Source organism: Methylovorus mays, assembly GCF_020531915.1.
In the GTDB taxonomy this organism is placed as follows: Bacteria; Pseudomonadota; Gammaproteobacteria; order Burkholderiales; family Methylophilaceae; genus Methylovorus; species Methylovorus mays.
This window is the reverse complement of sequence record NZ_JAJAVG010000004.1, coordinates 306,645-330,205: the sequence shown is the minus strand read 5'-3', so window position 1 is coordinate 330,205 and position 23,561 is coordinate 306,645. Positions and strand designations below refer to the sequence as shown.

Below are 23,561 nucleotides of genomic sequence, written 5' to 3'. Positions count from 1 at the left end.
TCATGGCAGATTGTTGTCACAACACATCCTGCGCGATTGAAGCGCTGAAGCAGCGCCAGAGCAAAACCCTGAAGATCGTGCTTGGCATCAATGCCATCATGTTTGTGGTGGTCTTTGTCGCGGGCTTGCTGGCCCATTCCACCGCCTTGCTGTCCGATAGTCTGGACAATCTGGGCGATGCGCTGACCTATGCACTCAGCCTGTATGTGGTCTCGCGCAGTGCGCGGGAAAAAGCCGTGGTGGCCTTGTTCAAGGGCGGCCTCATTCTGCTGGCAGGCCTGTTTGTGCTTGGGCAGGTAATCTACCGCCTGTTTGTTCCAGCGCTACCGCTGTTTGACACCATGGGCGGCATAGGTGTGCTATCGCTGCTGGCAAATAGCCTGTGCCTGTTCCTGCTCTGGAAGCACCGCAGTGATGACATCAACATGTCGTCGGTCTGGGCCTGCTCCCGTAATGACATTGCCACCAATCTCGCGGTGATCGTGGCCGCGGGTGCCGTGTGGCTCTTTAACGCCGCCTGGCCAGATCTGGTAGTGGGCCTGGCACTCTCCGTACTCTTGATAAGCTCATCTGCCAAGGTACTGGCAGCCGCATGGCATGCGCTGAGAAGAGCCGCATGAGGAGTTTCATAAAGATCGTCTGACAAGCGCAAGCGGAACTGTAGGGCCACGGGCTATTCATACAGGCATGGCTTCTGCCATAAGGCATGTTTTTGATGACATTCACCTGACTGGAGCCCACCATGCCCATGCTACGTTTATGCTTGTTTGCCGCATTGTTGTGCCTGATGGCGATGATCTCCATCAGCCATGCAGACACCGACCCGGCGGGCAGTACGCTGCCACCCTGTGACCAATCGTCCGCTACCAGCAAGCCACCATGCAGCGCTGATAGCAAAAGCGTGACTGTTCCCCCTGTACACCCGCAAGAACACAAAAGCGTGATTGTGCCGCCGCGTATGCCGCAAGAAGACCAGCCAGATCGCAGCATCAAGCCCGGCGCAGATATTCACCAGCCCACCCCATCGACCAAACAATAGGCGTAGCCGACCGTGGATGCCTGGGAGGACACCAAATTGCCGGATACTGAACACGCCAAACCAGCGCAGCCCATGCGCCTGGACGCCGCCAATAGCTGGCATGCAGCGCAAGCCACGCACGCTGCGCTGCTGGTAGATTGCGCCAATTACTATCGGGCGCTTTATCACGCCATTTGCGAAGCCCGCCACAGCATTTTCATCCTGGGATGGGATATCGACAGCCGCATTGAGCTCTTGCGCGGCGAAGAGGCCGCCAGCGCCCGCTGCCCGCCCATGCTGTACGAGCTGCTGACCTGGAAAGCCGGGCAGAACCCTGCCATCCAGATTTACCTCAACCGCTGGAATTATTCGGTATTTCTGGCCGCCGAGCGCGAGAGCTTTTCCGAATTCAAATGGAAATGGCAGGACGCCGACAACATCCACTTTATATTCGACAGCCAGTTGCCCTTGGGCGCCAGCCATCATCAGAAAGTCGTGGTGGTGGATGATGAACTTGCCTTTTGTGGCGGCATGGATGTCGCGATCGCCCGCTGGGATAAGCGCGAGCACCACACGGAGGATGATCGCCGGGTAGACCCGGATGGCACCCTCAAAATGGGCGCCAAAAAGGAATTCGGGCCGTACCATGATATTCAGGCGGTGGTGGCCGGGCCGGTCGTGCAGCCGCTGGCAACGCTAGTGCGCGAGCGATGGCATCACGCCACTGGCAAGCACGCCATTCCCACTCGAATGCCCGACAGTGATACCTTGCCGCCTGCGTGGCCCAGGTTTGCCAAGCCTGCACTGACCAATATCCGCACCGCCGTCGCATTAACGCAGTCCGCTTTTCTGCGGCAGCCCGTGCGCACCCAGATCAAACAGCTTTATCTGGACATGATCGCCCGCGCCGAGCAATTCATTTACATGGAAAACCAGTTTTTCACGCAGAAAGACATAGCCCGTGCGCTTAACAAACGGCTGAAAGAGCGTCCTGGCCTGCGTGCACTGCTGATCAGCTGCGACCGGCCACAAGGCATCATGGAACGTAAATCCATGTATACCGGGCGCGTGCGCTTCAAAGAGCTGCTGGAGGCGGGCGGGGTAGGGGATCGTGCCGTCATGGCTTATCCGGTGAGCCATGAACAGGGCGAAGAAAAAGCCATCCGCATTCATTCCAAACTGATGGTGGTGGATGACACCTACTTGCGCGTGGGCTCCAGCAATATCAATCGCCGCTCCATGACCCTGGATACCGAATGCGACCTCATGTTTGAGGCCCATGATGAGACTACGCAACAGGCGATTGCCGCCATGCGCAATGACCTGATCCGCGAGCATACCGGTCGCGAAATCGCCGATATACAGCAGCTGATTGAGAGTGGCGCCAGCGTGCAGACTTTTCTGGACGACATCCCCCATAGCCGCCAGCATCTGCGGCGCATCAATGACGAGGCCTATCGGCATGAGCGATTTGCCAGAATCGCCACCTGGCTGGCCGATCCGGCGCATCCACTGTTGCCCAGCCTGATGACATCGCGTGGGCAACGCAAACAATTCAGGGCGTCCATTCCGCCCAAGCTGGTGATTGCCGTGCTGGCGATCATCGCCTTGGTGCTGGCCTGGAAAGTCACGCCGCTGAGCGAATACGCCACCCCGGAAAAAATCGTCCCCTTGCTGGAAAAAGTGAAAAACACGGCATGGGCATTCCCCGCGGGCATGGCGGCCTATATCGTCGGCACGCTGATTTTCTTTCCGCACATGATCATGACGGCCACCGTGGTCATTGTATTTCCACCACTGGAGGCCTTTCTGATTGCCATGCTGGGCTCGCTGGTGAGCTGCATTATCGGTTTTTTTGCTGGCAAGCAACTGGGGGAAGATTCGCTGCGCGCGCTCACCGGCCGCTATGCGAAAAATATTGCGCATTACGCCGACAAGGGCGGCCTGGTCGGGCTCACCTTGCTGCGCCTGGTGCCGATTGCGCCTTACACCGTGGTCAACCTGGCGCTCGGTATGATGAATGTGCCTTTCTGGCGACTGATGGCGGCCACGGTACTGGGCATGCTGCCCGGCACTGCCGTCTCCGTGTTATTGGGGCAATCGGCGCTCTCATTCTGGAAACATCCGGACATGCATAACATGCTGTTGCTAGGCGGTGGGCTGCTGGCATGGATACTGATCATCGTGCTGAGTCATCTGGCCGCCAGGCACTGGCAGACTGCAGCAAAATGAGTCGCGCCATGGATGCCGCCTGCCAATATGGTGGGCCCACTCAGCCTGCATGTCATGCAAGGGCTGTTTGCCTATGAGTCGTATGCGGTTGCTGTGCTTCAACATTCATGGCGGGCGTAGCCTGGATGGTCAGCGCGACCTCAAACGCATACACCACCTCATGCAGCGGCTGGATATTGATGTAGGCGTGATTCAGGAAATGGAAACGCGCCCCTCGCGCGGCGGCCTGCCGGATGACGTTGAAAACCTGGCCGGCCCGGAGCGCCCGTTTCACCTGCTATGCCCCAGCATGCTCGAGGCAGAAGGCTGGTATGGCAACCTCATCGTCAGCCGCTACCCCATCGTGCGCGGGCTGATTCACAACCTGGAAACCCGGCCCAGCCTGGAGCCGCGCATGGCGGCCGATGCGCTGATTCAAGGCCCGCACGGCCATCTGCGTGTCATCGGCACCCACCTTTCGCTCTCCATTTACGAGCGCCGTAGCGAAGCGCGCAACCTGATACGCCTGATAAAAGAGGTGGAGGAAGAAGTAAAAAGCCCCTTGCTGCTCATGGGCGATATCAACGAATGGCAGCGGCCTTCGGCCTTGCTGCGCTTTCTGGATAGTCATCTGACACCGGCGCCATGCAAAGCCACATTCCCCTCGCTGTGCCCCGTGTTGCGCCTGGATCGCGTCTGGTACGAGGCCACGGATATCAAAATCACCGCGCATCGCATTTATGGCAAAGACATCCGCAAGTTGTCAGACCATTTGCCTGTGGTGATTGAACTAGAGTGGCTTTAACATGCATTAAAAATTAAACATACATTAAAACAATAAGATGCGATGATGTTTGAATTTAAAATCATATCCGCATGCCAGCAAAATACGCGATGCCAACTATTGATAAGCCGGTTTGGTCACGCATGCAAAGAACTTTCTCTAAATAGACCTACTGCCTCCGTAGGGTTTTCCCACACGCGAATCAGACATCCTCTGATCGTCCTCAATTAAAAACTCCACTACCGTGAAAGCGTGCCTACACAGCCCCAAGGAGAACAAGATGACCTTCACCAGAATGAAACTGTTTTCGGTAGTGACCCTGATTGGCCTGCTGACGTTGAGCACAGTCCACCAGGCCTGTGCCGCGGATGTATCGATGAGCGACAAAAACTTCTTTGAGAACGCCGCCCAGGCCAATAAAGCCGAAATCGCCGCCAGTGAAATGGCCAAGAGCAAGTCCAAAAATCCTCAGGTACTGAAGTTTGCTGACCAGATGATCAAGGATCATACCGAGGCATACGCCGCGCTGAGCGCGCTCGCCAAGAGCAAGGGCGTGGAAATCCCCACAGAGCCCAGCCTGATGCAAAAAGCCAAGGCCAAGCTGCTCTCCACCAAGGATGGCAAGGATTTTGACGAGGAATATGCCGAATCCATAGGCGTGGCCGCGCACAAGGACACGGTCGAGCTGTTTGAAAAAACCGCGAAGAATGCCGACGATGCCGATGTGAAACAATTCGCCACCAAAATGCTGCCAGGGTTGAAGCACCATCTGGCAGAGGCGAAGAAGCTCGAAGCCAGCACCGACGATTAATCTCTAGACTCTTCGCCGCACATGGCGGAGTGTTTTCTCCACTCGCTCATGCAGGTTATATGGGCGAGCTTTTTATTGCCTGCCTGCAGGGCATGTTGGCAGGCAGCCTGTGCAAATTCACCCTACAGCAACTCCCGGTTGGCGCCTACAGGGCCTGACGGCATACGCCATTAGCATCATGCATTGATTATCTTCCGGGAGAGCACCATGCGCGCATTAACTTACCACGGTAGCAAAGACGTCCGCATCGAGACCGTGCCAGACCCCATTATTCAGGAGCCGGATGACGTTATCCTGCGGGTGACCGCTACCGCCATTTGCGGCTCGGACCTGCACATTTACCGCGGCAAGATCCCCATGGTGAAAGATGGCGATATTCTCGGCCACGAATTCATGGGCGTGGTGGAAGATGTGGGCAAGGATGTGGTCAATGTCAAAAAGGGCGACCGCGTCATCATCCCGTTCGTGATTGCCTGTGGCGACTGCTTCTTCTGCCAGAAGGAGCTGTATGCCGCCTGTGAAACCACCAACACCGGCCGTGGCGCCATCCTCAACAAAAAGGAGTTGCGGCCCTCAGCCGCCTTGTTCGGCTACAGCCACCTGTATGGCGGCGTGCCGGGCGGGCAAGCAGAGCTGGTGCGGGTACCCAAGGGCAATGTGGGCCCGTTTAAAATCAATGGCAGCCTGGCCGACGAGCAAGTGCTGTTTCTCACTGACATCCTCCCCACTGGCTATCAGGCAGCGGAATACGCCCACATACGCCCCGGCTCCAGCGTTGCCATTTTTGGTGCAGGGCCGGTCGGGCTCATGGCCGCTGCCAGTGCCCGCCTGATGGGCGCCGAAACCATCTTCATGGTCGATCACCATGCTTATCGCCTGGCCTATGCCGAAGCGCAATACGACACGATCAGCATCAATTTTGAAGACGTCGACCCCGCCGAAGTCATTATTCAAAACACCAGCTACCGCGGCGTCGATGCCGTGATCGACGCCGTAGGCTTTGAAGCCAAAGGCAGCACGCTGGAAACCGTGATGGCCAACCTGAAAATAGAAGGCAGCAGCGGCAAAGCCTTGCGCCAGTGCATCGCCGCTGTGAGGCGGGGTGGGGTAGTGAGCGTGCCTGGCGTGTATGCAGGCTTTATCCACGGCTTTTTGTTTGGCGATGCCTTTGATAAAGGCCTGACCTTCAAAATGGGCCAGACCCATGTGCAACGCTATCTGCCCAAGCTGCTGGAACATATTGAAAATGGCGATTTGCGCCCGGCCGACATCATCACCCACCGCATGTCATTGGAAGACGCCGTCAAAGGCTACGAGATATTCAACAACAAGGAAGAAGACTGCAGAAAAGTGGTGCTCACGCCAGGCTGATGCTCAAAACAAAAGCCCCGAATATGGGGCTTTTGTTGACCTGCAACATGTGACTAATAGATCCAGCGTAGTGAAAATATCAGGCACAAGACAATAAATAGAAAAATCGGCCCAGCAAACCCCCAGCTCTGTTTCTGGGTACCATTTGAATCACGTGCTTGTCTCTCATGTTTCATAAGAGCCACCTTTCCTTAACGCATTTAAGGACCAGCACTCCCTGCAATATTGAACCCTTCAAAATTCTCAGCTTGTCATGAAGCTATGCAGATTTGGATAGACCCCGACGCTCACGCCTCAGGTCTAATGATCTGCCTGGATAAATTTCGACAATACGCTCTCTGGCTATAAGTTAGCTGCCTTCATCGGAAGCTAGCATTCAATATAAGCCTGAAATTTCCGTTTCACTATGACAAATCACATTTAAGCAACTTATTTTTAAAGGTTTTTTCAATTAAATGTGCTTTTTTAGGAGCAGAGGAGGGCGCACCGGCCAATTAGCAACGCGAGCCCCTGAAACTTGTTTTAGAAAGCTAAAATGACGCATTTACGCGCATAGAAAGTTTCGCCATGTTTACAGGTTTGAGCGCCTTCCCGTTAACCCCCATGGACGAAGTATCCATAGATGAAAACGCCTTCAGCCAGTTGGTAAACAGGCTCGCCCAGGCCCAGGTAAATTCCATAGGCGTATTGGGGTCCACCGGCAGCTATGCCTACCTCAACCGCGAAGAGCGTAAGCTGGTCACCCGGCTGGCAGTGGAGAGCGCCCAAGGTACCCCCGTAGTGGTTGGCATAGGCGCATTGCGCACCAAAGATGTCCTGAAACTCGCCGAAGATGCTCAAAAAGCCGGCGCAAACGGCCTGCTGTTAGCCCCTGTCTCATACCAAAAGCTCACCGAAGACGAAGTGTTCGCGCATTATCAGGCTGTCAGCCAACACAGCTCTATCCCGATCTGCGTGTATGACAATCCCACCACCACCCATTTTGAATTCAGCGACGTATTGCATGGCCGTATCGCCGCCTTGCCCAACATCGCCTCCATCAAAATCCCGCCGCTCTCAAACCATATTGATGAAGCCAAAGAGCGCGTTGCACGCCTGCGCGCCCATATTCCCGCCCACGTGAAGATAGGCATCAGCGGTGACCACTCCGGTGCCACAGGCCTGATCGCAGGCTGCGAAGCCTGGTATTCCGTACTTGGTGGCTTATTCCCATTGCCTATCCTGGCAATAGTCAAAGCATCGCAGCAGGGCAACATCGATGAAGTCAACCGCCTATCCACCGCCCTGGAGCCCATCTGGGCCTTCTTCCGCCGCTACGGCAGCCTGCGCGTCATCGCCACCATCGCCGAATTAAAAGGGCTGGTGAAAACACCTAGCCTGCCATTGCCTATTAAATCGCTGGGTGGGGAAGAGCGGCAACGATTAAGTGCCTGCATTGCGGATTTGCTATGAAATAGGGTGGCTGTACGAATCGAGAGCGCCGAAAGGCGCTTTTTTTTGGTGTCTTCAGGACGAGACGCTAGTCCGGCGCGAAGCGTCGTCTAGATTTATATTACGGACACAATACAACCAGCGTGAGCTTTTCCTATTCGGAATCCCTGCGGCCAAGGACACAATAAAAAGAAAAGGGCGTAGATAGTGCAGGGATTTCATCATCGAGGTGAGTTTGACCCGCCAGAGTGGGCTAACAACCTCAAAAACTATTATTGACATATCCGGGTTGAGGGTCGCGACAAGGCAAAGCGTCGTAGGTATTACAGACTGATTGCTAAAGAAAAACTACGCTTGGCAGAGAAAAATATAGATCAAAATTTAATTAAACTGGTATGTTTGTATTTAGTCTCTTTAAAAAAATCCCGTGCAATAAAGCTTATGGATTACCAGAGACCACCTGTCGTGCAATTGTGTTTTGATTTTGAATCTTAGGGGAGTAATGATGGAAGATAATCAACTGAGGCCAAGACTAAGCCGTGGTCGTTACAAATTGGAATTCAACGATCCTTATAGTGAGGAAAGCAGGCGGCTGAAAAAAAGTCTATTGGTTATGTGCCTTATAACCATAGCAGTTTCAACCTTTAATCTTAAATTTAGTTCATATGATGGCTTTAGTGCGCAGCTTCCCGAAGGAGAGGTCGGGACTATGCTTCTAGCATCTTTTTTTCTTCTCATATCAACTTACCTTGCTATAAGTTTTTCATTTCATGCTTTCATAGACTATCTAGCCTGGAATGCTGGCTCAGAACTCATTGAGCTGTCTTCTTTTGATCATTATTTGGAAAGCACTAATCACTTTAATGACACACTGAACACACTCCTAAAAGGGGCTTTGAATAAAACGATACCTAGTGGGCTTGAAGATTTTATAACTAAATTTGATGAGTTATATGAAATTGCTATAGGTGGAAACTCCATTGAAACATCGAAGTCTTTAAACTATCAATTGACAGAGCTTTTACCACTTCTTAGATCACAGGCGACAGATATTATTATTAGGCAAGAGGTTATAAAAGAAAATATTGGAACCCTAATAAATAAACATGACTCGACTTCTGAGCAAAATCTTCAAATTATTAATTATGTCGCTGAAATATCAAAAAGACTTAGAAGATTAGGCCCAAGGATTATTCTTAGACGCATCTATTTCTATTTCATCGATGCGATAGTCCCAGTAGGTATCTATTGCTTTGCATTTTATAAAGGCTATGAGGGTGTACCTATTCTTATGGCCAGTTTATTTGGATATGGCGCTGAACTTTAATTCACTTATTGAAAATGTGAGGGTGACATCGTATAGACCATCGTTTGCCGCTTCCGGCGTCGTTTCATTGATTTTACATAATATACAGTCGCGGCGCCGCTCACAGCGATAAGTCCAGCAATAGCGGGGGAGTGTGTCACTGCAAGTAATGACAGCCCTGTTAAGGTTCCCATCATTGTTAAGTTTGAATATCCCGCCTGTTTAAATCTAGCTGCTTCCATTTCTTCTGCAAATTTTAAAGCTTCATCGATAGACATTTCTGCGCATGTTGCAAGCTTCAGAAAATTTCTTGCATTAGGGATTGCTCTTCCTGCTTTCCAGTCCGATATATTCTGAACGGTAAAGCCATTGTTTATGGCGAATGCTCGATCGCTCTCAATACCTTGCTTGGTTTTTGCAATTTTAACTAGCTCGTATGAGTTCATGGCAGCCTCTGTTCTTTCTTAAAGTCAGCAACTTCATTTCGTCGCATTTCAACGTAATGATCTTTATTGCATTCGACTACTCGGTTATTGATTTCATTTACGCCTAAGATTTCCATGCATGTACGCGAATCTCTTCCAGGCACAAATACCTTTATTTTTTCTGCGTCATAGTTTTTTTGTCGCATTGCTTCAGCGCTGTGCTGAATGCTTTCTTGCATGTTGTGGCTGGTTTTTTGTATCACCTTAACGCTTTGTTGCCTTGATAGGTTGATAGTCACTACAGCGCCTACAACCACTAAAAGGCCTATTAGCCATTTCATAGCTACCCCCTCTTTTTTAAGAATCTTCTTATATAAGAAATTTCTTTACAAGATAAGAATTTTCTTATACCTTTGTATGAAATTTCATATCCCCACGTTAAACCGCCGACGAAAGGGGCCTAATTTCAAAAGGGCGGTACCTCATAGGAGCGTTTAAAAATGGCGACACAATTGAAAGTACAGGTTCTCGGCGTAGGTGAGATTGAAAGCGGTACAGCCCGCAGCGGTGGTGCATGGCACCGTCGAACCCTTCAAATTTGGACTGGCGAAATTGCCGGCAATCACAGTGTTTATGCAGATGAAGACACTCTTAAGGGATTAATGCCCGGTTCTTACATGGTAGATGTCAGCCCCCGCGCAGGTGATCGCGGTCGCGTTGAGTTTGTGATTACAGGCATTACGCCTGCAACCCCAGCACAGGAAGTGCGCAAGCAATCGTAGAAAAACAAAAGGCCAATGAGTTCGCACCTCACTGGCCTTTCTAATCTCAACGTTTAGTTAGGAAACGCTGAAACATGCAAGACATTTTACACGGTAATTTAACTTATGAATACAACGCCTTACCGGATTATCAAGTAACTATCCGGGAATTTAAATCAGGGCTTGTTGAAATTGTGCAAAGGCTAGTTAATCCCATGGATGAACTGAGAAAAAGCCGCTCCCTTGGACTTAGGGGGCCTTCAGTCCCTAAGACTGACGAGGAAATAGAAGCCGCTAAGGAAGAGAACCTTAGAAGGGCAGAGCGCCGCGCACGGCAACAAGTTAGCTTTCGCATTCGCACCATCGGTGCAGACCATTTATTAACGCTGGTCTACCGCGAAAACATGCAGGATTCGGACAAGTTAAACCGTGATTTCACTAGATTTATCCGTCTGGTGCGTGAGCGTTACCCCGATTGGCAATATGTTGCCGTGAAAGAGTATCAAGAGCGGGGCGCTCTCCATATGCACGTAGCCTGCGTGGGTAAACAAGACCTCGCCCATATCCGCTCATGCTGGTATGTCGCCATTGGTGGCAATGCAACGGACACAGGCGAAAACACAAAAGGCCAAGTTGACCTTCAATACCGTAAAAAGCGTTTCTCCGGCGCGTCCCCTGTATATCGTGCTCAAGAGTTATCAAACTACCTCACCAAGTACATCAGCAAGACCTTTGAGCATGATCGTGAGTTAGGTGAACGTCGCTATAAGTGCAGCCGGGGCATAGAAAAGCCCAAGGTTACCCGGTTTTTCTTCGGTGCTTTTTCTGCCACTGATTCAGATTCCCAATTTGGCGCTGCTGCTGCCATGACGACGCAATTGGCCTATCAACGCGGCATCCGTGACATTTCCATTTGGAATAAGGGCATGGATTTGCTCGTAATACGTGGCATTCAAGAGGTTTGATATGCGGCTGATCCGATCTTTGGCATTTCTCACCATCGGCCTGATTTTTGGAGCGGCTTTTACATTTGCTTGGGGCATGTCAGATGCGCATGCCGCTGAGTGTTTAACAGATATTGGGGCAGGGCAGTACCAAGTTGCCAGCCCTCAACCAACTGACATAACAAGCTGTGTTTATGTGATCGCACAGCCTCAAGAATTGACCTCGGGCGCATGGTCGCTCTCGGTCGAACAGGGTCAACAGATAGCGGCTGCTATAGCGCTACTGTGGGCAATTGGCGCGGTATTCCGGGCCGTTATCTCTCAACTTAAAAGTAAAGGAAATTCAAATGAAGCTGATCAATAACATGTACGCACGCGCAACTGGCTTGGCTCTGGGTGTTGTCGCCACTTCCTCGCAAGCTGCTATCGATGTAACTCCTGCTGTCACCGCCCTGGGCGATGGTGTGGCTGCTGTAACCGCCATTGGTGGCGCGATCTTGGCTGTATGGGGGGTCAAGAAAGTGTTCTCCATGGTGCACGGCGGCTAATTGCACGATTGAGACCAATCGGCCCGGAGCTTCTAAGCCCTCCGGGCCTTTTTACTTAAGGGGGTAGGGGATATGGACGGATGGTTAGTAATGCTTGGTTTGTTGGGGGCGCTATGGCTAATTTTCTCCGCCTGATACTCCTGTTTCTTACGTTGCTGAGTGGCTATGCTCACGCAGCCAATGAAGAGATTCCTTCCATCATTGATTACTGGTCTAAAGATGGTATTGCTGCCACCAAAAAGCCTACACCTGAGGAGTCCTGCCAAGCCTATACAGCAAGTATCGGTGCAAGCTATGCCAGTGTCACAAAGGTCGATAATTGGAAATACTTCTGCAATAGCAATGCTGGCAATATTGGCAACATTACCGCCCACGAAATATGTCCCGGTGGCGCTACACCAACCCAGCATACCTGCTCTGTTCCCCAATGCGCGGCTGGACAAGTGCGTAACCCTGACACGGGCGTATGTCAGGAGTCATGCAAAACGGGGTATGTCTCTGGTGTGACAGGTTCCAGCTATTTCGGCTCCGATGGCGGCACGGATTGCCTCAACAATTGCACCTATTCTATTTCCGTTAGCGTCTGCGCTACTTTGACCAGCGGTCAGGGCGCTTGTGTGGGCTCATACGGCAATGGCACCGGGGCGTCTTGCTCGGCGGCTTCCAATAACTCCGCCCTGACGCCGGAGGCCAACTGTATGAGCCAAGGCAAAAGCTTTATCAGTGTCGGTGGGGTAACGTCCTGTGTCTCGGCTGGCTCGCAAGGGTCTACGCCCATCAAAACAAAAGACAGCTCTTCCTCCAGCTCCAGCGGGTCTACAAAAGACGCGGACGGCAACACCACCGGGTCCAGCTCCAGCAATAGCACCTCCAATTCCACCGCCACCTTTAACGGTGATGGCACCGTCATTGTCGTCACCACCACCGAAAAGACCAATGAAGACGGCACCAAGGAAACGAAGACTGAAACGAAAACGGTTAGCCAGACCAGCTATTGCGCTGAGAACCCTACGGCGGCGCAATGCAAGGCGGCGACAGATTCCGATATCTCCGGGGCTTGCGATGCGGTTGCCTGCAAGGGCGATGCGATCCAGTGCGCGATAGCGAAAGAACAGGCCCGCCGTAACTGTGAGTGGTTCAAGGAAAACGCCACGGCTAAAGCCCTTGGTGAAGCCATGGCCGATGGCACTGATGCCACGCCGAACCCTGCCGACAGCTCGAACCGGGAAACAGTGAATGTTCAATCGTCGCTCGATAGTTCTAGCCCTATATCGGCTAGCTGCTTTACTGACGTCACTGTGACGTTGTTGGGTCAGTCGGTTGTATTGCCTGTCTCTGACTGGTGCCCGTTCTTTGAAGCGCTCGGTTATATCTTCTTGGCCCTGTCATACATGGCCGCCCTTCGTATCGTTGCCGGAGTGATTGTCTAATGCCTGCCTTTATATCCATGCTTTGGGGCGCTCTGGCGCTCTCGATTAAGTCCCTTGTTGGCCGTGTTCTGGTTGCATTGGGTATCTCTTTTATCACGTATCAGGGCATTGATCTGCTCATTGCCTCAATCAAGTCTGACGCGCTGTCCATGCTGTCCAGTGTCCCGCCTCAACTGATCGGTGCGGTCGGCATGCTGCGGCTAGGTGAATCGCTCTCTGTGATCGCCTCGGCCGTGGTGGCCAAGTACGCGATCATGGGTCTGCAGGGTGGAAGTATCACGAAGATGGTGACGAAATGATCCATCTGATTACTGGCTTGCCCGGCTCTGGAAAGAGCCTTTACACATTAAAGACGGTCAAGGATAGGGCGGATAAAGAACAGCGCCCGGTGTTCTATCACGGCATTCCTGAACTCACCTTGGATTGGCAACAGCTCGAATCCGCTGATAAATGGGTAGAGTGTCCCAAGGGGTCGATCATCGTCATCGATGAATGTCAGTCCACCTTCAGACCGCGTGCCGTCGGTTCTCAAGTCCCATTACACGTTAGCCAGCTCGAAACACATCGGCATGATGGGCATGATCTGTATCTGATTACCCAGCACCCTATGCTGGTCGATTCCAATCTGCGGCGCCTGGTCAATTATCACTATCACGTTGAGCGGTTCTTTGGCTTTGCTAAGTCGAAAATTCACGAGTTCCACAAAGTCCGGGAGAACGTCGACAAGTCCACCAAAAACAGCATAGAGACCCACTTTGTATATCCGAAAGAGGTCTACAGCTGGTATAAGTCCGCCGATATGCATACGGTTAAAAAGCGCATCCCGATGCGCTTGGTGTTGATGGTCGTCCTGCCGTTACTTGTCATTGCGCTCCTTTACTACGGTTACACGGTGCTGCATGGCGGCGTGCAAGGGCATGTTCTGGAAAATAAAATGGATCTGTTGCCGATGGAGCAGGGCGGGGCGCCCTTCCCTGAATCGCACGGCGTCCGATCGGAAAAGCCCGTTTATACATGGGGCGAATCCCAGCGGCCAAGGGTGCCCGATTTGCCCTTCACGGCTCCCAAGTATGACGAAATAACAAAGCCCGTCATGGCCCCCAGAATCGCCGCTGCCGTGTTAATTCGCGGCAGGTGTACCGCATACACTCAACAGGGCACAAAAATCGCCATGGACGAGGCGGTGTGTCTCCAGTTTGTCGAAAACGGAATGTTTCAGGATTTCGATGATGGTTCGGCCAAGTACGCTAAAGACCAATACGGCCTTAACAAACGTGAGCTGGATCAGAACGCACTGAGCGACGCGAAGCGCCCGCAGGGTGAGACGGTAGGGCCCGCGGCGGTAGCCGTGATTCCTTATCCTGAAGAGGATGAGGAATCAGCCCGTAGCCCGTCGAATCGAGTGCGTGAATCGCAATCTCAAAACCGCTTCCCGAATCAACCCCAGCCATACGCTACAGGCAGTTGATCATGCTGGAATGGTTATTTACAGCGCCGAAAGGCGCTTTTTTTTGGATGTCTGGATGGCGTCTTCGTGACGAGACGACAGTCCGGCGCGAAGCGCCGTCTAGATTTATATTACGGACACAATACAACCAGCGTGGCTTTTTCCTATTCGGAATTCCTGCGGCCAAGGACACAATAAAAAGAAAAGGGCGCGGATAGTGCAGGGATTTTATAACCGAGGTGAGATTGATCCTCCCGAATGGGCCAGCAAGCTTAAAAATTACTATTGGTATATACGAGTTGAGGGGCGGGACAAAGCAAAAAGAAGGCGCTATTATAGATTGATAGAAAAGGAAAAACTGTATTTGGCTGAACAGCTAATAAACCAAGAGCAGATATTAGCTGTTTGTAGATATTTAGCCAAATTGGATAAAGCTAGTGGTGAAAGACTTCTTAAAATAATAAACTCAAAAAATTTTCAAATGAAACTAGACTTGTAAAACTAACTGGAAGGGGAGTTAATGCATAACTATGGGGAGAGTGAATTTAGCTTACTGGTGCGGCGCATTAGAAGGAATCATGAGGACTCATTAATAGGATATGATCCTGCAATTATTCTTGATTTAATCGGTAATCTGAGAGTTTTGAGTGAGATGACGGATATATTGGGTAAAGCGGAGCCGTCTTTTGCCTTTCCAAATCACTTTAAAACAGCTAAGCCCTCAAAACAGGTAGTTAAGCTACTGAGAGGTAAAAAATTTTTAATAGCATTTATGCCAGATGGATTAATTACTTCCGCCGCTAATAACTTTGATTTATTTTTTTCTGCTCCTTACCACCCAGAAGGTACTGCCACGGTCGAAGCTGCCTTTAGGGTAAATTCTAATGGATCGCGAGAGTTTAAAAATTTCATTTATGTAAAAGATTTCGATCTCCAGCCACTATCGTCTGTGGCATCACAAGTCCAAATAACCAGTTGTAATTTTTATATATGGCTTCATTCCGAAGTAATAAAAATATCCATTCCTGATAAAGACAATATTTTCACTATCCATTCTTTAAGTAGGATTGATTTGATAAAGCGTATATCTGTAAATGGAGCCGTTCATCCAAAACAGAAAGCCACTGATAGCTATGATCGTCCCAAGGATGAGTTAATAAGCAATTTATTTTTGTATGAATTTGCTGGCCTTCCTTTGCATTATTTCCTTCTATTAAAAATTTCCCAAGATGTTCTAAGAGCGTCGAACAAAGCTATTCCATCAACTTAGGTAGTAATAAATAGATATTTTCATTTGCCGCCTCCGGCATCTCCCGATTTGATTTAACATAATATACATTATGCGCAGTTAAGTAATAATATGGTTAAACCAAAAGTTATCCGGCGCCCGCCTTAATGGGCTCTTCTTACCAAGCCCACCAAGGCACTGCGCCGGTTATTGCTTTATGCCTGACTGGCGATGCTGTCGAGTGAGTCCAGTTTCATTTCTTTGCGAATACCCATATCCACTAATGCTGCAGGTGCAAATCTTCTCAGCAGGCTCAAGCGCCGCGCTAACTTTCCGGCGGCATATCGAAGCTTGGGGGTTTTGGCAGTCGCCGCTTTCAACACGACTTCGGCGACTACGCCTGGGTCATCTCCAGCGGCTACAGAAATTTTGATCAATTTGGCGAGGGCTTTACGTGCTTTCGCGTATTCCGCCAGCTTGGAGTCTAGTTCCTGGGTGTTGGATTCAAATTGCGTGTTGGTATAGGCAGGCTCTATCACCGATACTCGGATGCCCTGGGTGCGCAGCTCATGATCGATGGATTCGGAGTAGCCTTCTACCGCGTGCTTGGTGGCAGCATAGGTGGCCATGTAGGGTGCGGGTATCAAGCCCAGGATAGAGCCGATATTGATAATTCTGCCCGCGCCCTGCTTTCTCATATAAGGCAAAACGGCTCGCGTCATGCGGACAAGGCCAAAAAAGTTGGTATCAAATATCCGCTGGGTTTGCTCGATGGAGCTTTCTTCCGCGCCGCCAGGGGCTACGCCGAAGCCTGCGTTATTCACCAGAAGATCAATCTGGCCTTCGATATCAATGACTTGCTTTAATGCGGCTGCGACTGAGGCCTCGCTGGTCACATCCAATGCAATCATCTTGTAGGGTCGATTACTTACCTGATCGGCTTTGCGGCTGGTGCCATACACCTTGTACCCCGAGTTTGCGAGTAATTCTGCTGTCGCTTCACCAATGCCGGATGAAGCGCCTGTTACGATTGCGACTCTTTTTTTCATACCTGTCTCCTATGTCATTCGATTAAATATATATGTTTTAATATGATGATCGTCATATTAAGGGGCCAAAAAAAATACACGCTTGCTTTACAACCCTATTACTTGATGGCTTTGTAGTGCGATAACGCTGCCTGCCGAAAATCCTGACTCAGCTCGGGCTCATCAACCGCACGCGCCAACAACAATGTCCCAACCATGGTGGATATGGCGAGAAGTGCTTTCTCATGAGCATCGGGGCCTGTCAGCCGGCTTTCAACCAGGCTGATCATTTCCTTGATACGGCGCGTAGACGCTTTTCTCACTTCTGGCGCCTGACGTGGCATTTCTGAACCCAGTGCAGCTAAGGCGCAACCCGATTCGATATTGGCCATGTGCTCATTGGATAAATAGGCATTCATCAGGGCAAATAGCGCCTGGTCCTGGGGTGCCTCGGCAAATATGCCTTCTGCGATGGCAAGAGTGTCGGCGCCTGCCAGATCCGCTGCCTCTGCCAACATGGCATCGCGAGAGGAAAAATGGGCATAAAAGCCGCCATGTGTAAGGCCTGCCTCTTTCATGATATCGGCTACGCCAGTGCCATCATAACCACTGCGGCGAATGGCGCGGGCCGCGGTTTCTACAATGCGTTTATGCGTTGTTTCTTTGCGATTGATGGTGTTTCGTGGTGTCGTTGCTTTTTTCATGATGGCCATCATATATGACGACCATCATACAATGCAAGAAAATGATGATCTGAATCATTGAAAATAATTGTCATGTAGCCAAACCTCCCCAATGTCATTGCGCAGTCAGGCGCTGCAGAGCATCTCAACGATGTCCTACCCGTCAATGCGGTATTGGCTTATAACGCATCGGCCGTGCGTCGTTTAGCGTAAACCCTTCGGGTAATTACATACGTTGGAGGTCATCATGCTAGGTTCCATTCTTAGTAAAACCACATCCGGTCCAAATGATCCCTTGGACATGCACATCAAGACCTGTACTGAGGATTGCTTTCACTGCGCGCGTTGGTGTGAGCTTTGCGTGACGGAATGTATACAGATGGATACGCCGGGGATGTCGCACATGACGGCCTTGTGTCGGGATTGTGCCGAAAGCTGTTTCATGGCGATCAAATTCATGTCGCGCAAGTCGCCCTATTTCTTCATGACGTGCCATGTGTGCGCTGAAATCTGCGATGCCTGCGCTTCGGCATGCGAACAGCATGCCATTGAGCACTCGGATAATGAGACATTCCATAATTGCGCTGCTGCATGCCGCCAATGTGCCGAGCGTTGCCTGGAAGCAGATGCGTTGATCAAAAATGCCGTGGAACACTGATTTCGTGATTTTCATGGGCAAATTTTCAAGCGTGGTTGAGCCTTGTGTATAGGCCAGCGAAAAAAATGCGTTACAGGCGCTTTATGGCGCTTCTGGTCTTGAGCATGGCCGCAATGCCTTGTTTTGCTGCGGCTTTATCCATGCAGGATGAGATGTTCTTGAAAAATGCAGCCAAAGCCAGCGTGATGGAGATGGAGTTTAATCGCCTGGCGGTCGTGCACAGCAAAACGCCGGCGGTAAAGGAATATGCCCAACGCGTGTTGAAAGATCATGAAAAGTGCGGCGACAAGTTGAAGCGCATGGCTCTGAAGCTCGAGCTGGATCTGCAGGAAGAGCCTAGCCTGGTGGAAAAGCTGAGATTGCATCTGCTGTCTGCCAAGAATGGCAAACCGTTTGATCTGGCGTTCATCGAAGATATTGGCGTGGAGGCGCATCAGGATGAAGTCGAGTTATTCGAAAGGGCGGCTGCCAAGGTGGAAAATCCGGAGCTGAAGGCATTTGCCAGTCAATATCTGCCCATGCTGAAGCAACATCTTGAGGCTGGCAAACGGCTGGAAATATCGCTCAAGGAACCGCCGCACTAATGCTTAAAAACATTAACTTTACTTGTTATTTTATTGATTATTATAGATTTATAAAACATAAAAAGGGGCCAAGACCCCTTTTCTTTTGGCGCCCTTTTTGGCACTAAAGCTCAGCCGTTAACCGAGGTGCCGCCATTGGGGTGTATGACTTGCCCACTGATATACGAGCTATCATTGGAGGCTAAAAAGACATAGGCCGGGGCCACTTCACTCGGCTGGCCAGGGCGGCCCATTGGCGTGTCATGCCCGAACTTCTCGACTTTTTCTGCAGAGAAGCTGGCGGGAATCAATGGCGTCCAGATCGGGCCGGGGGCGACGGCGTTGACGGTAATCCCCTTTTCGCTCAATTGCTGCGCCAGGGAACGCGTAAAGGCCACAATGGCGCCCTTGGTGGCGGAGTAATCCAGCAGTACCGGGTTGCCCTTGTATGCCGTAACAGAGGCTGTGTTAATGATGCGGCCGCCTTTTTTCAAGTGCGGCAGCGCTGCCTGCGTCAGGTAAAACATGCCGAACACATTCACCTTGAACGTTTGCTCCAGCTGCGATGGCGCAATATCCACCAGGCTCTTCTGCTCAAACTGTTGCGCGGCATTGTTCACCACGATATCCAGCTGGCCAAATTTGTTCAGTATCTGATTCACCACACTGCGCGAAAAGCTGACCTCGCTGATATCGCCCTGGAACACTTCGGCATACACACCGTAGTCGCTCAGGATATCCAATGTCTTGTAGGCATCCTCTTCTTCGGCGTCGGTGTAGTAGATGATCGCCACATTGGCACCCTCTGCGGCAAAATGCACCGCCACTGCACGCCCTATTCCACTATCGCCTCCGGTAATCAGCGCCACCTTGCCTTTCAGCTTGCCGCTGGCCTTGTAAGCGGGATCGATATACTGGGGACGTGGCTCCATATCTTCTTCCCGGCCCGGCTGCTGGTGTTGCTGCTGCGGAGGCTGTTGCATCTCGCGATGATCGTGCCCCTGAGAGCCCTCTACTACCTGATTGTCTGTTGGCATGGCGGAATCTCCTGCTGAATGAATGAGAATATTCAGCTTAATTCAGACCCGCCATGCTGGCTGTCAGGATGCACGTCAAACCCGTGTAAGAATATATGGGGTCTGGGCCTAGCTCTACTTAACGAGGCTGGAAAATATAATTGGGCGGTAACCACTCTTGCCGCAGGGCATACATGATCAGCTCACGCCGGTCGCGCAACTGCATCTTGCGCATGATATTGGACTTGGTAACGCTGACCGTGCTTGAGCTGATTTTCAGCTCATTGGACATGGATTTCGTGGTCATGCCCTTGATGGTCTTGAGAAATATCTGCATTTCCCGCGAGGACAAGCGCTTAGGGTAGCGCGATTTTTCAGGCAGGTGGGCGCTCGACTGGTGGATGGACGGGAAATACGAATCGCCAGCGAGTATGGCCTGTATGGCCTTGCACAGCTCCGCGTAATCCGCATCCTTGGTCAGATAGCCTTCGCAGCGGATATCCATGAAATGATCAGCATATTTGGCATGGTCCGGCCCATTGATGACCAGCACCGGGATTTTGGGGAACAGCTGCTTGAGATCAAGCAAGGCTTCCAGGCCGTTTTTGGTGGGCTTGGAGATATCCAGAATAACCAGATTCACTCGTTTCTGGCGGATGATGGCCTCGGCATCGACCACATTCATGGCCTGATCCACGGCATACTGTTTCTGGGTGTTACTGATGAGTTGGCACAACAGCTTACGAGTGCCAGAGAAACCATCCACGACAATAATGTGTTTCATAAGACCTTGTATTTACGTTGTGTAGATGGTTTTACTCTAGCCCCTATTCGAGCTCATCTGCATAAGGAAATCCTTATTCAGGTGTAGGACTCTCTTTATGCGAGCGATAAGCGGACATGAAAAAAGCAAGGCATGTGCCTTGCTTTTCTCTCACAGGTTTCACTTCTGCAGGGTTAAGGTAAAACCCTGCTTGGCTTCGATACTCGGCATCTGACTGTTACCGATAAGTATCTGATTTAACTTATAGATGGGTGAATGATGAAAACAGGCAAAGCCTGCCGGTTAATGTTGACCGCCCTTGCGTCCGGCTTCCCGGGCTGACTGGGAGTCAAATTGATGAGCCGTGCCCTTGCGGTGGGCGGCTTGCCCACCCTTCTGGCCGGCCAACCTCGCCTCTTGCGAGGTGAATTCATGCGCAGAACCCTTCAGGTGAGCAGCTTTGCCTCCCATGCTGGCGATTTTGCGCTGCTTGGCAGCGTCCATTGCGGCAAATCCGCGGTTGCTTTGCTTTTGAGCCATGATGTGTCTCCTTTAAGCGATGATTGAAAAACACTCTCCAACAGGAGAGTTCGTTCAGCTTAGAGACTCAGGTGGGATGCCGACATAAGCGCATGTCCGAATCGGGGGTAAGACATTGTAAATAGGCTGGCGCCGCGCTATGCCAATTCCAGACTGTCAACTGCCGCTGATCATGCCTCCGGCAAGGTTGATCAGCAGGCCGATAAACGCCACGTTGAAAATGAAACTGAGGATGGACTGAGCAGTGACGGCCTTGCGTGTGCTGGTATTCATCACGGCCACATCCGAGGTCTGCGCCGCCACGGCAATCGTGCTGGCGAAATAAAGAAAATCCCAGTAGCTCAGCTCCACAGCGTCGTCGGGGAATTTCAGGGGGCGATGTTTTTTGTCCGAAAGATAATACGAGTGCGCGTAATGCAGCGTAAATACCATGCCAACCAGCAGCCAGGAGCCGAAAATCGTAATCGCCGTCAGCGCATAATGCAGGACGCGTTCATCACGGGTCACATCCTCCAGTGAAGCCAGCTCAAAACCAATCGCGACAAGACTGAATATCGACCCCAGGCACAGCAGCGCCAGCACCGCCATGGCGCCTTTATCTTCCTGCTCGGCAATCCGGCGGATGTCGGCATGGCTGGTGTGGGATATCAGCCAGATGATCAGGATAAGGTAAAACCACACCACGCCATTCCAGGTCACCAGCAGGCGGGTGACCAGATCCCAGTCATAGGGCAGCAACAGCCCCATGGCAAGGCCCGCGATCAGCGCTATCAACAGGCGAGGACGACGTTTTAATGACTCAGGAATCACCATGCTCATGGAGGGTTCGCTCTTGAAATTGCGATCAGAAGGGCCGGTGCGCCTAATCCATATCGGCAGAGTCACACTAGGTCAATGACGGCTCATCGGTTTGCACGCATGCAAACTTACTGCCTTATTCACCGCACCGGCAGGGCATTCTACTCGTTATTGCCGATCAAACACCAGATTGAGGGTAACGGGCACTGCGGTGCTGATCGCAGGCAGCTGGGCGGCTTCACGCAGCTTTTCTATGCCCGCCACCAGCTCATAATTTGCCGCATCCACAATCACCGGCTGGATGGTACTGATCAGCAGCTTGTTATTGCTGAGACTGGTAACACGCACCTTGCTGTTGAGCTCCACGGTCTTGCCATGCAGATCCAGCGTAAATTTGAGGCTTTCAATGCGGCTGGTGCCTGCAGGCAGGCTGCTGTAATCATTGGCGGGTGTTTTGCCGCTGACCGAGGCGCTGGGGAACATGGCGGTATCAAACAGCATGTTGCGCATACGCTCATCCCGCACGGCAATGCCTGTATCCACACTGGCGAGCTTGATGCTGAGGCTGAAGGCTCCTGCATCACTGATGCTGCCACTCAACTCCTTGAAGTGATGGATTTCGGCGATGCTGTTCTTTTTGATGGAAACGAAACTGAGGTCCGAGGCCTGCGGATTCAGCACCCAATCGGCATGCGCGGGCACTGAAAAAGCGACCAGGGAAAGCAAGGCCAAGGGTAAAAATGCAGCGTTGAAGCGGGAATGAACAACTGACATGAAAGGCTCCGATCGACCAGATGAATGGGGTAAGGCTTGCGATCAGATACCGTGGTACTTCAGATACGCTTCACCGCCTTGGCCAGATAAAACCATTCTTGCCCGCTAGCCGCATCAGGATTGGGGAACAGGATATAGCCCCCCTCTTCTGCATAGACGTCTTCGCCATTGCCGCGCGTACCAATCAGCTCGCCCGCCTGCACAGCATCAAAGCTGCGCCAGACCTTGACGAAAGTATCCTGATCACTGGCACGATCTACGACCTCGTAAATACGCAATGATTCCGTCTGGGTGACGGCGGGTGGTTCTGCCTCCCCCGATATCTCAAGATACGCGAGCGTGTTGAGAATCGCGCGGTAAGCCACCTCCGGCGCGGCCGGGTCATCATGTTGGCCGCATTCCAGGGTCAGGCCGTAGCCGCCCACCGTGCGCATGTACTCCGTGGTACCTACCCCATAGCGCAAATCGCTCTCGGCGGCAGGCGTGGCTTGCGGGTTGGCGGCCTGCCGACGCGCCACGCCACGCGCATAGGTATCCAGCCAGCCATCCACGAAGCGCTGCACGCCCAGGTGCCGGGCCAGACCTTCTTCTTTTTCTGCATGGGCAAAGGGCTCCAGCGGGCCGTTGTTATCCAGCGGGCCAATGAGCGCAAACGGCTCGCCATCGGTATGAAAGGAATGCAGGTCGAGCAACACCTCGTGCTGGGCAAGCAAGGGGCACAGCCAGTTGGCAATGTGGTCTTCAAACTCCACCGGCTTGGCGGTGGGAAACAGATTGCGGTTGAGGTTGCGATCACCACTACGGCGATGGTGCTGGTATGCCAGAGGATTGGTGATCGGTACAAAGGTCACGGAGCCACGCAGTATGGAAATGCTGCCCGCTGCTATTTCATCCAGCACGCGCAGAATCGCCTGCGTGCCGCAGGTTTCATTGCCATGTACTGCGCCCAATACAATCAGCCTGGGCCCAGGGGTAGTCGCATGAAAGGTTTGTGTATGAAAGTGCATGCCCGAAGTTTCCAAT

The 23,561-nt window shown here is 51.7% G+C and carries 29 protein-coding genes; 18 read left to right on the top strand and 11 right to left on the bottom strand.

Annotated elements, in window-relative coordinates; translation table 11 throughout:
• Positions 1-2: 2 nt before the first annotated feature.
• The 8 genes from LG203_RS03940 (at position 3) to LG203_RS03905 (ending at position 8,953) form a co-directional block, all read left to right on the top strand.
• Positions 3-620 carry a cation transporter gene (locus tag LG203_RS03940; RefSeq protein ID WP_230344580.1) on the top strand — a complete coding sequence of 206 codons (618 nt, stop codon included), beginning with the start codon at positions 3-5 and terminating at the stop codon, positions 618-620.
• A 128-nt stretch (positions 621-748) separates the two neighbouring features.
• Complete coding sequence (locus LG203_RS03935) at positions 749-1,039, top strand: hypothetical protein (protein WP_230344579.1); 291 nt, start codon at positions 749-751, stop codon at positions 1,037-1,039.
• 12 nt (positions 1,040-1,051) lie between these two features.
• Positions 1,052-3,250 (top strand): VTT domain-containing protein, encoded by a 2,199-nt coding sequence (locus LG203_RS03930; RefSeq protein ID WP_230344578.1) that lies wholly within the window; start codon positions 1,052-1,054, stop codon positions 3,248-3,250.
• A 73-nt stretch (positions 3,251-3,323) separates the two neighbouring features.
• The gene (locus LG203_RS03925; protein ID WP_230344577.1) at positions 3,324-4,034 is read left to right on the top strand and encodes an endonuclease/exonuclease/phosphatase family protein; all 711 of its coding nucleotides are present in this window, start codon (positions 3,324-3,326) and stop codon (positions 4,032-4,034) included.
• Between the two features lie 259 nt (positions 4,035-4,293).
• On the top strand, positions 4,294-4,824 hold the full coding sequence (locus LG203_RS03920) for a DUF4142 domain-containing protein (protein WP_230344576.1): 531 nt from the start codon (positions 4,294-4,296) through the stop codon (positions 4,822-4,824).
• Positions 4,825-5,031: 207 nt separating this feature from the next.
• Positions 5,032-6,195, top strand: coding sequence for a zinc-dependent alcohol dehydrogenase (locus LG203_RS03915; RefSeq protein WP_230344575.1), 1,164 nt, complete (start codon positions 5,032-5,034; stop codon positions 6,193-6,195).
• Between the two features lie 567 nt (positions 6,196-6,762).
• Positions 6,763-7,647 (top strand): dihydrodipicolinate synthase family protein, encoded by an 885-nt coding sequence (locus LG203_RS03910; protein ID WP_230344574.1) that lies wholly within the window; start codon positions 6,763-6,765, stop codon positions 7,645-7,647.
• 481 nt (positions 7,648-8,128) lie between these two features.
• Complete coding sequence (locus LG203_RS03905) at positions 8,129-8,953, top strand: hypothetical protein (RefSeq protein WP_230344573.1); 825 nt, start codon at positions 8,129-8,131, stop codon at positions 8,951-8,953.
• A gap of 5 nt (positions 8,954-8,958) precedes the next feature.
• Here LG203_RS03905 and LG203_RS03900 read toward each other — a convergent pair whose 3' ends face one another.
• Positions 8,959-9,378: a hypothetical protein gene (locus LG203_RS03900; RefSeq protein WP_230344572.1), complete on the bottom strand. Its 420-nt coding sequence runs from the start codon at positions 9,376-9,378 to the stop codon at positions 8,959-8,961.
• Positions 9,375-9,698, bottom strand: coding sequence for a hypothetical protein (locus LG203_RS03895; RefSeq protein WP_230344571.1), 324 nt, complete (start codon positions 9,696-9,698; stop codon positions 9,375-9,377). The genes LG203_RS03900 and LG203_RS03895 overlap by 4 nt, the downstream gene beginning before the upstream one ends.
• 159 nt (positions 9,699-9,857) lie before the next feature.
• Between LG203_RS03895 and LG203_RS03890 the strand changes: the two genes are divergently transcribed.
• The 9 genes from LG203_RS03890 (at position 9,858) to LG203_RS03850 (ending at position 15,757) form a co-directional block, all read left to right on the top strand.
• Positions 9,858-10,139 (top strand): hypothetical protein, encoded by a 282-nt coding sequence (locus LG203_RS03890; RefSeq protein WP_159355646.1) that lies wholly within the window; start codon positions 9,858-9,860, stop codon positions 10,137-10,139.
• 74 nt (positions 10,140-10,213) lie between these two features.
• Complete coding sequence (locus tag LG203_RS03885; protein WP_230344570.1) at positions 10,214-11,083, top strand: rolling circle replication-associated protein; 870 nt, start codon at positions 10,214-10,216, stop codon at positions 11,081-11,083.
• 1 nt (position 11,084) lies between these two features.
• Positions 11,085-11,426: a hypothetical protein gene (locus LG203_RS03880; protein ID WP_230344569.1), complete on the top strand. Its 342-nt coding sequence runs from the start codon at positions 11,085-11,087 to the stop codon at positions 11,424-11,426.
• The gene (locus LG203_RS03875; RefSeq protein ID WP_230344568.1) at positions 11,410-11,610 is read left to right on the top strand and encodes a major capsid protein; all 201 of its coding nucleotides are present in this window, start codon (positions 11,410-11,412) and stop codon (positions 11,608-11,610) included. Before LG203_RS03880 ends, LG203_RS03875 begins: the two co-directional genes overlap by 17 nt.
• A gap of 113 nt (positions 11,611-11,723) precedes the next feature.
• Positions 11,724-13,040, top strand: a complete 1,317-nt coding sequence (locus LG203_RS03870; protein ID WP_230344567.1) for a virulence factor TspB C-terminal domain-related protein — start codon at positions 11,724-11,726, stop codon at positions 13,038-13,040.
• Positions 13,040-13,339 (top strand): DUF2523 domain-containing protein, encoded by a 300-nt coding sequence (locus LG203_RS03865; protein ID WP_230344566.1) that lies wholly within the window; start codon positions 13,040-13,042, stop codon positions 13,337-13,339. The genes LG203_RS03870 and LG203_RS03865 overlap by 1 nt, the downstream gene beginning before the upstream one ends.
• Complete coding sequence (locus LG203_RS03860; protein ID WP_230344565.1) at positions 13,336-14,508, top strand: zonular occludens toxin domain-containing protein; 1,173 nt, start codon at positions 13,336-13,338, stop codon at positions 14,506-14,508. The genes LG203_RS03865 and LG203_RS03860 overlap by 4 nt, the downstream gene beginning before the upstream one ends.
• Positions 14,509-14,704: 196 nt before the next feature.
• Positions 14,705-14,986 carry a hypothetical protein gene (locus LG203_RS03855; RefSeq protein WP_230344564.1) on the top strand — a complete coding sequence of 94 codons (282 nt, stop codon included), beginning with the start codon at positions 14,705-14,707 and terminating at the stop codon, positions 14,984-14,986.
• Between the two features lie 21 nt (positions 14,987-15,007).
• A complete protein-coding gene (locus LG203_RS03850; protein ID WP_230344563.1) occupies positions 15,008-15,757 on the top strand; it encodes a hypothetical protein in 750 nt (249 codons plus the stop codon).
• Positions 15,758-15,930: 173 nt separating this feature from the next.
• On the opposite strand, the gene LG203_RS03845 is transcribed toward LG203_RS03850, so the two are convergent.
• The 3 genes from LG203_RS03845 to LG203_RS03835 form a co-directional block, all read right to left on the bottom strand.
• Positions 15,931-16,764 (bottom strand): oxidoreductase, encoded by an 834-nt coding sequence (locus LG203_RS03845; RefSeq protein WP_230344562.1) that lies wholly within the window; start codon positions 16,762-16,764, stop codon positions 15,931-15,933.
• A gap of 98 nt (positions 16,765-16,862) precedes the next feature.
• The gene (locus LG203_RS03840) at positions 16,863-17,447 is read right to left on the bottom strand and encodes a TetR/AcrR family transcriptional regulator (RefSeq protein WP_230344561.1); all 585 of its coding nucleotides are present in this window, start codon (positions 17,445-17,447) and stop codon (positions 16,863-16,865) included.
• Between the two features lie 229 nt (positions 17,448-17,676).
• A complete protein-coding gene (locus LG203_RS03835) occupies positions 17,677-18,099 on the bottom strand; it encodes a hypothetical protein (protein WP_230344560.1) in 423 nt (140 codons plus the stop codon).
• An 89-nt stretch (positions 18,100-18,188) separates the two neighbouring features.
• On the opposite strand from LG203_RS03835, the gene LG203_RS03830 reads away from it, so the two are divergent.
• Positions 18,189-18,668 (top strand): DUF4142 domain-containing protein, encoded by a 480-nt coding sequence (locus tag LG203_RS03830; RefSeq protein ID WP_230344559.1) that lies wholly within the window; start codon positions 18,189-18,191, stop codon positions 18,666-18,668.
• Between the two features lie 110 nt (positions 18,669-18,778).
• On the opposite strand, the gene LG203_RS03825 is transcribed toward LG203_RS03830, so the two are convergent.
• The 6 genes from LG203_RS03825 to LG203_RS03800 form a co-directional block, all read right to left on the bottom strand.
• The gene (locus LG203_RS03825; RefSeq protein WP_230344558.1) at positions 18,779-19,684 is read right to left on the bottom strand and encodes an SDR family oxidoreductase; all 906 of its coding nucleotides are present in this window, start codon (positions 19,682-19,684) and stop codon (positions 18,779-18,781) included.
• Between the two features lie 118 nt (positions 19,685-19,802).
• On the bottom strand, positions 19,803-20,447 hold the full coding sequence (locus LG203_RS03820) for a response regulator (protein ID WP_230344557.1): 645 nt from the start codon (positions 20,445-20,447) through the stop codon (positions 19,803-19,805).
• Positions 20,448-20,729: 282 nt separating this feature from the next.
• Complete coding sequence (locus LG203_RS03815; RefSeq protein ID WP_230344556.1) at positions 20,730-20,966, bottom strand: KGG domain-containing protein; 237 nt, start codon at positions 20,964-20,966, stop codon at positions 20,730-20,732.
• A gap of 156 nt (positions 20,967-21,122) precedes the next feature.
• On the bottom strand, positions 21,123-21,785 hold the full coding sequence (locus tag LG203_RS03810) for a DUF1345 domain-containing protein (protein ID WP_230344555.1): 663 nt from the start codon (positions 21,783-21,785) through the stop codon (positions 21,123-21,125).
• A 147-nt stretch (positions 21,786-21,932) separates the two neighbouring features.
• The gene (locus LG203_RS03805; protein ID WP_230344554.1) at positions 21,933-22,538 is read right to left on the bottom strand and encodes a YceI family protein; all 606 of its coding nucleotides are present in this window, start codon (positions 22,536-22,538) and stop codon (positions 21,933-21,935) included.
• A 59-nt stretch (positions 22,539-22,597) separates the two neighbouring features.
• Positions 22,598-23,545: a succinylglutamate desuccinylase/aspartoacylase family protein gene (locus LG203_RS03800; RefSeq protein WP_230344553.1), complete on the bottom strand. Its 948-nt coding sequence runs from the start codon at positions 23,543-23,545 to the stop codon at positions 22,598-22,600.
• Between the last annotated feature and the right edge of the window lie 16 nt (positions 23,546-23,561).

Bases quoted from the DNA above. Each gene is read 5' to 3' on its own strand.
- LG203_RS03940 (WP_230344580.1), top strand. From the start codon at position 3: ATGGCAGATTGTTGTCACAACACATCCTGCGCGATTGAAGCGCTGAAG.
- LG203_RS03935 (WP_230344579.1), top strand. From the start codon at position 749: ATGCTACGTTTATGCTTGTTTGCCGCATTGTTGTGCCTGATGGCGATG.
- LG203_RS03925 (WP_230344577.1), top strand. From the start codon at position 3,324: ATGAGTCGTATGCGGTTGCTGTGCTTCAACATTCATGGCGGGCGTAGC.
- LG203_RS03920 (WP_230344576.1), top strand. From the start codon at position 4,294: ATGACCTTCACCAGAATGAAACTGTTTTCGGTAGTGACCCTGATTGGC.
- LG203_RS03915 (WP_230344575.1), top strand. From the start codon at position 5,032: ATGCGCGCATTAACTTACCACGGTAGCAAAGACGTCCGCATCGAGACC.
- LG203_RS03910 (WP_230344574.1), top strand. From the start codon at position 6,763: ATGTTTACAGGTTTGAGCGCCTTCCCGTTAACCCCCATGGACGAAGTA.
- LG203_RS03905 (WP_230344573.1), top strand. From the start codon at position 8,129: ATGATGGAAGATAATCAACTGAGGCCAAGACTAAGCCGTGGTCGTTAC.
- LG203_RS03900 (WP_230344572.1), bottom strand. From the start codon at position 9,378: ATGAACTCATACGAGCTAGTTAAAATTGCAAAAACCAAGCAAGGTATT.
- LG203_RS03895 (WP_230344571.1), bottom strand. From the start codon at position 9,698: ATGAAATGGCTAATAGGCCTTTTAGTGGTTGTAGGCGCTGTAGTGACT.
- LG203_RS03890 (WP_159355646.1), top strand. From the start codon at position 9,858: ATGGCGACACAATTGAAAGTACAGGTTCTCGGCGTAGGTGAGATTGAA.
- LG203_RS03885 (WP_230344570.1), top strand. From the start codon at position 10,214: ATGCAAGACATTTTACACGGTAATTTAACTTATGAATACAACGCCTTA.
- LG203_RS03880 (WP_230344569.1), top strand. From the start codon at position 11,085: ATGCGGCTGATCCGATCTTTGGCATTTCTCACCATCGGCCTGATTTTT.
- LG203_RS03875 (WP_230344568.1), top strand. From the start codon at position 11,410: ATGAAGCTGATCAATAACATGTACGCACGCGCAACTGGCTTGGCTCTG.
- LG203_RS03870 (WP_230344567.1), top strand. From the start codon at position 11,724: ATGGCTAATTTTCTCCGCCTGATACTCCTGTTTCTTACGTTGCTGAGT.
- LG203_RS03865 (WP_230344566.1), top strand. From the start codon at position 13,040: ATGCCTGCCTTTATATCCATGCTTTGGGGCGCTCTGGCGCTCTCGATT.
- LG203_RS03860 (WP_230344565.1), top strand. From the start codon at position 13,336: ATGATCCATCTGATTACTGGCTTGCCCGGCTCTGGAAAGAGCCTTTAC.
- LG203_RS03850 (WP_230344563.1), top strand. From the start codon at position 15,008: ATGCATAACTATGGGGAGAGTGAATTTAGCTTACTGGTGCGGCGCATT.
- LG203_RS03845 (WP_230344562.1), bottom strand. From the start codon at position 16,764: ATGAAAAAAAGAGTCGCAATCGTAACAGGCGCTTCATCCGGCATTGGT.
- LG203_RS03840 (WP_230344561.1), bottom strand. From the start codon at position 17,447: ATGAAAAAAGCAACGACACCACGAAACACCATCAATCGCAAAGAAACA.
- LG203_RS03835 (WP_230344560.1), bottom strand. From the start codon at position 18,099: ATGAAAATCACGAAATCAGTGTTCCACGGCATTTTTGATCAACGCATC.
- LG203_RS03830 (WP_230344559.1), top strand. From the start codon at position 18,189: ATGGCCGCAATGCCTTGTTTTGCTGCGGCTTTATCCATGCAGGATGAG.
- LG203_RS03825 (WP_230344558.1), bottom strand. From the start codon at position 19,684: ATGCCAACAGACAATCAGGTAGTAGAGGGCTCTCAGGGGCACGATCAT.
- LG203_RS03820 (WP_230344557.1), bottom strand. From the start codon at position 20,447: ATGAAACACATTATTGTCGTGGATGGTTTCTCTGGCACTCGTAAGCTG.
- LG203_RS03815 (WP_230344556.1), bottom strand. From the start codon at position 20,966: ATGGCTCAAAAGCAAAGCAACCGCGGATTTGCCGCAATGGACGCTGCC.
- LG203_RS03810 (WP_230344555.1), bottom strand. From the start codon at position 21,785: ATGAGCATGGTGATTCCTGAGTCATTAAAACGTCGTCCTCGCCTGTTG.
- LG203_RS03805 (WP_230344554.1), bottom strand. From the start codon at position 22,538: ATGTCAGTTGTTCATTCCCGCTTCAACGCTGCATTTTTACCCTTGGCC.
- LG203_RS03800 (WP_230344553.1), bottom strand. From the start codon at position 23,545: ATGCACTTTCATACACAAACCTTTCATGCGACTACCCCTGGGCCCAGG.